This is a genomic window from Enterobacteriaceae endosymbiont of Donacia piscatrix (genome assembly GCF_012569525.1).
Classification (GTDB): Bacteria; Pseudomonadota; Gammaproteobacteria; order Enterobacterales; family Enterobacteriaceae.
Genome location: NZ_CP046200.1, coordinates 405936 through 411753, shown reverse-complemented (window position 1 = coordinate 411753; position 5818 = coordinate 405936). Strand labels below are relative to the sequence as shown.

Genomic DNA, 5818 nt, shown 5'->3' with positions numbered 1-5818 from the left:
AAAAACCCATTTTATAGATATAAATAATCCAATATAAAAATTTTAAATACATTATTTCTTTAATAAAATTTTATTTATATAAATAAAAAAATTTTTGTTAATATAATCAAAGGAATTATTTTGAATAAAAAATTGAATTTAATAGCACTTACATCATTAGTACTTAGTTCTATACTAGGTGCTGGAGTATTTAGTTTGCCTCAAAATATGGCTATAATTGCAAGTCCTTTAGCCTTAATAATAGGTTGGAGTATAACTGGGATAGGTATTTTTTTTTTAGCTTTATCTTTATTATTACTTAATAAATTAGAACCTAATTTACAAGGAGGTATTTTTTCTTATGCTAAAAATGGATTTGGTAATTTAATTGGTTTTTATGCTACATGGGGATATTGGTTATGTGCCGTTATTGCTAATATTTCTTATTTAGTAGTTGTTTTTTCTGCAATAGGTATTTTAATTGATACTCCAAATCGTATTATTTTTGGATGTGGAAATACATGGATATCTATTTTAGGAGCTTCTATATTATTATGGATAATACATTTTTTGTTATTAAAAGGAACACAAACTGCTTCTAATATTAATATAATTACTACATTATGCAAATTAATTCCTTTAAGTATTTTTATAATTTTAGCTTGTATATTTTTTAATTTTAAATTATTTAGTATAGATTTATTAGGATTACAAACAAAAATTTCTATTTTTAAACAAGTTAAAGATACTATGTTAATTACTTTATGGGTATTTATTGGTTTAGAAGGAGCTGTTATTCTTTCAAATAAAGCAAAAAATTCTAAAGATGTAGGAAAAGCAACATTACTAGCAGTTTTTATTGCTTTATTTATATACTTACTTGTAAGTTTATTACCTTTTGGTATTATGTCTAGATCAAATTTAGCTATAATAAAAAATCCTTCTATGGCTAGTATTATGACTATTTTAATTGGAAAATGGGGATATATTTTTATTTCTTTAGGATTAATTATATCAGTATGCGGTTCATATCTTAGTTGGACTATAATGGCTGCAGAAGTTCCTTGGATAGCTGCTAAAAATAAAATTTTTCCTAAAATATTATCTAAACAAAATAGTTATCAAGCTCCATTATATGCTTTATGGTTGACTAATATTAGTATGCAAATATGTTTAATATTAATTTGGATAACTAAAATAAACTATAATAAACTATTAACTATTGCATCTGAAATGATATTAGTACCATATTTTTTAGTTGGTGCTTATTTAATAAAAATTACTTGTAAAAAAAAAATAAATAAATTTAATTTATTTATTGGTATAGGTTCTTGTATTTATTCTATTTGGTTACTATATGCAGCCGGATTTATAAATTTATTGTTATCTTTAATATTATATACTCCTGGATTAATATTTTTAATATTAATTAAGATTATTAATCCAAAAATTTTTATTTTAAATAAAATAGAAAAATTATTATGTTTTATTTTATTTATTTTATTTTTTTACGCTTTATATTTTTTATTAAATTAAAATTTTTAACATAAAAATATATCATGACTGTTATATATAATAGTCATGATATTATTATTAAAATTAAAGTTTAAAATTTTTAAATTCTTGAATATTTACAGAAGAATCTATTTGTCCTATTAAATAGGAACTTATTTCTACTTCTTGAGGAGCCATTTGTACATTATCGGATATTAACCAAGAATTAATCCATGGAAGAGGATTTTTTTTAACTCTAAAAGGTGATTTTAAACCTACTTTTTCCATTCTAATATTAGTAATATATTTTATATATTGACATAATATATTTTTATTTAATCCTATCATTGAACCATTAGAAAATAAATATTCAGCCCATTGTTGTTCTTGTATAGAAGCATCAAGAAATAATTTATAACATTGTTTTTCACATTCAAGAGCAATTTTTGCCATTTCTTTATCTTCTTTTCCTTTTCTCATACTGTTAATTATGTATTGTGTTCCTATTAAATGTAAATATTCATCACGTGCTATAAATCTAATAATTTTAGCATTACCTTCCATTAATTCTCTTTCAGCAAAAGCAAAGGAACAAGCAAAACTTACATAAAACCTTATTGCTTCTAAAATATTAACATTCATTAAACATAAATATAATTTTTTTTTTAAATCATATAAATTAATTTTAATTTTCTTTTTTTTAAAAAAAGTATTTTCACCAAATAAATGCCAATAATTAGTCATTTCAATAAGTTCATCATAATATTTGATAATATCTTTTGTTCTAAGAAGAATACTATTATTAGTAATAATATCATTAAATATAACTGATGGGTCATTTACAATGTTTCTAATTATATGAGTATAAGATCTAGAATGTATTGTTTCAAAAAATGACCAAGTTTCTACCCATGTTTCTAATTCTGGAATAGAAATTAGAGGGAGAAAAGCTATATTAGGACTACGACCTTGAATTGAATCTAATAAAGTTTGATATTTTAAGTTACTAATAAATATATGTTGTTCATTTTTTGGTAAATTTTGATAGTGGATGCGATCATATGATATATCTATTTCTTCAGGTCTCCAAAAAAAACTTAATTGTTTTTCAATTAATTTTTCAAAAATTTGATGTTTTTGTTGATCATAACGTGCAATATTTACAGATTGTCCAAAAAACATAGGTTCTTTTAATTGATCATTTTTTTTTTTCGAAAAAGTAGTATAACTCATTTTATTATCCAAAGAAAAATTTAAAATTATTTAAAATTAAATTACACAAGAACCACTTAAACATATATTATTTTCTTCTATAGTATCATTACTATAAATATTTTGAGCTCCATCTCTAGTGTTTTGATAGTATAAAGTTTTTATACCTAATTTATAGGAAATTAATAAATCATATAATAATTGTTTCATTGGTATTTTATTTTTTTTAAAACGAGTAGGATCATAATTAATATTTGAAGAAATAGATTGATCAATAAATTTTTGTATAATACCTATTAAATTTAAATATCCATTATTATTTGGAATATTCCATAATAATTCATACTTTTTTTTTAATTTTAAAAATTCAGGAACTACTTGTTTTAAAGTACCATTTTTAGATGCTTTTATACTGATAAAACCTCTAGGTGGTTCTATACCATTAGTAGCATTTGAAATCTGAGAAGAAGTTTCAGAAGGCATTATAGCAGATAATGTAGAATTACGTAATCCATATTTTTTTATGTTTTTTCTTAATTTTTCCCAATTATGATGTAGTTTCTCTGTATGAATATCATCTACATGTTTTTTATATGTATCTATAGGTAAAATACCCATTGAATAATTTGTTTCTTTAAATAAAGGACAATAACCTTCAATTTTTGCTAAATTATTAGATGCTTGTAGTAAATAATATTGTATTTTTTCAAATGTTTTATGTGTTAAATTATTTGCACTATTATCAGAATAACGTACATTATTTTTTGCTAAATAGTAAGCAAAGTTAATAACTCCTATACCTAAAGATCTACGACCTAAAGCTGAATTTTTTGCTGCAGGAATTAAATATTCTTGATAATCTAATAAACAATTTAATGCTCTTACAATTAAATCTGATAAATTTTTAATTTCATTTAAATTCTTAATTTTTCCTAAATTAAATGCTGCTAAAGTGCATATTCCTATTTCACCTTTAGGGTCATTAATATTATTTAGTATTTTAGTAGGTAAAGTAACTTCTAAACAAAGATTTGATTGTTTTATTGGAGCTATTCTAGGATTAAAAGGAGAATGTGTATTACAATGATCAACATTTTGAATATATATTCTTCCTGTTGAAGTACGTTCTTGCATCATTAAAGTAAATAAATTAATAGCACTAATAATCTTTTTTCTAATTTTATTATTTTTTTCATATCTTTTATAAATATTATTAAACTTTTTTTGATCTGAAAAAAAATATTCATATAAATCAGGAACATCTGAAGGATTAAATAAAGTAATTTTTTCTCCATTAATTAAACGTTGGTATAACAATTTATTAATTTGTACACAATAATCAAGATGTCTTACTCTATTATCTTCTACTCCTCTATTATTTTTTAATACTAATAAATTATTTATCTCTAAATGCCATAAAGGATAAAATAATGTACCTGCTCCTCCTCTTACTCCACCTTGAGAACATGATTTAATAGCAGTTTGAAAATGTTTATAAAAAGGAATACAACCAGTATGAAATGCCTCTCCATTTCTAATAGAACTCCCTAAAGCACGTATACGCCCCCCATTAATACCAATTCCTGCTTTTTGAGATACATATTTTACTATACTACTAGTTGTAGCATTGATAGAATCAATGCTATCCCCACATTCAATTAAAATACATGAACTAAATTGTTTAGTTAAAGTACGAACTCCAGACATTATTGGTGTTGGTAAAGAAATTTTAAAAGTAGAAATAGCATCATAAAAATTTTTAATATAATATATTCTTTCATTTGAAGGATATCGAGAAAATAAACAAGCTGAAATTAATATATATAAAAATTGAGCACTTTCATAAATTTTACCTGTTATTCTATCTTTTACTAAATATTTACCTTCTAATTGTTTTACTGCTGCATATGAAAAATTCATATCACGATTATGATCCAGAAATTTTTCCATAATTAAAAAATCTTTTTTAGAATATTTTTTTAAAAGTAATGAATCATATTTTTTTAAAAAAATCATATTTTTTACATGATTATACAATTTTGGAGGAGTAAATGTTCCATATGCTTCCTTTCTTAAGAAGGATATAGCTAATCTAGCAGCCATATACTGATAATCAGGATTTTTTTCTGAAATAAGATCTGCGGTAATTTTAATTATAATATTATGAATTTTTACTGTACTAATTTTATTATATAATTGTAAACATAATTTTTTTTTTATTTCTAAAAAAGATATATTTTTCAAATTTTGAGCAGCGTAAGTTAATAAAATATTTATTTTTTCTATATTTATTAATTCTTTAGATTTATTTCTTTTAATAACGAACAGATTTTTTTTCATATATAATACCTTTTAAAATAAAAATATTCATAATATTTATTAAATTAATTTTAAAATTTAACTATTTAAAAGTTAAAAAAATTATTTTTTTTTATTAAAAATTAATTTAATTAAATTATAAAATGATTAAAGATTATTATCTTTATTTTAGTATAGTACTTTTATCAGTATAAAAATTTTGTATATAAAATAGGAGATAATTTATCATAAATATATAATATTTTATTTTCTTTAGAAAAAAATTTATATATAATTTTATAAAAATATATTTCTTTAATATTATGTGTAATTATTATTAATAAATTATTAATAATAATTAATATTATAGCTAAAATATTAAAATTTATTAAAAATAATAATACATATTATAATTTCTTTTATAATATATTTTTTTATATTTATATAAAAAAATTTTTTTAAAAATAAAATTATTTCTTATTAAATCTATTTTAAAAATTATGCATAAGTAAAATTAAAATTTGTTTTTAATATAATTTTTTAAAAAAATTAATTATATTAATATTTATATTATTATTTTAATAATGTAAAAATAAAAAATTATTAAATTTATTAAATCTAAAATTTAAAAAAATCTGAATTATTATGATTTATAATTAATTTTTTATAAATTTAATTATTAATATTAAAATATTATTACTTTAAGTAAGTTTTAATTAAAATTATTTAAGTTTTTTTATTTAAAATGTATATTATTTGTAATTTTTAATTATATTATTTATATTTTTAATATTTTAAAGTATATTTAATTAGATAATTATTAACTATAATGATT

General features: G+C 20.0%; 3 protein-coding genes. 1 reads left to right on the top strand and 2 read right to left on the bottom strand.

All coding sequences use genetic code 11. The features are described 5' to 3' along the window. The first annotated feature begins 120 nt into the window (after positions 1–120). Complete coding sequence (locus GJT96_RS02045) at positions 121–1515, top strand: basic amino acid/polyamine antiporter (RefSeq protein WP_169780540.1); 1395 nt, start codon at positions 121–123, stop codon at positions 1513–1515. 63 nt (positions 1516–1578) lie between these two features. Here the strand turns inward: GJT96_RS02045 and nrdB are convergent, their stop codons facing one another. Both nrdB and nrdA read right to left on the bottom strand, forming a co-directional pair. Continuing rightward, on the bottom strand, positions 1579–2706 hold the full coding sequence (nrdB, locus tag GJT96_RS02040; RefSeq protein ID WP_169780539.1) for a class Ia ribonucleoside-diphosphate reductase subunit beta: 1128 nt from the start codon (positions 2704–2706) through the stop codon (positions 1579–1581). Between the two features lie 36 nt (positions 2707–2742). Then, the gene (gene nrdA, locus GJT96_RS02035) at positions 2743–5025 is read right to left on the bottom strand and encodes a class 1a ribonucleoside-diphosphate reductase subunit alpha (RefSeq protein ID WP_169780538.1); all 2283 of its coding nucleotides are present in this window, start codon (positions 5023–5025) and stop codon (positions 2743–2745) included. Positions 5026–5818: the final 793 nt, after the last annotated feature.

Coding starts and splice junctions, on each gene's coding strand:
- nrdB (WP_169780539.1), bottom strand. CDS start 2,706: ATGAGTTATACTACTTTTTCGAAAAAAAAAAATGATCAATTAAAAGAA.
- nrdA (WP_169780538.1), bottom strand. CDS start 5,025: ATGAAAAAAAATCTGTTCGTTATTAAAAGAAATAAATCTAAAGAATTA.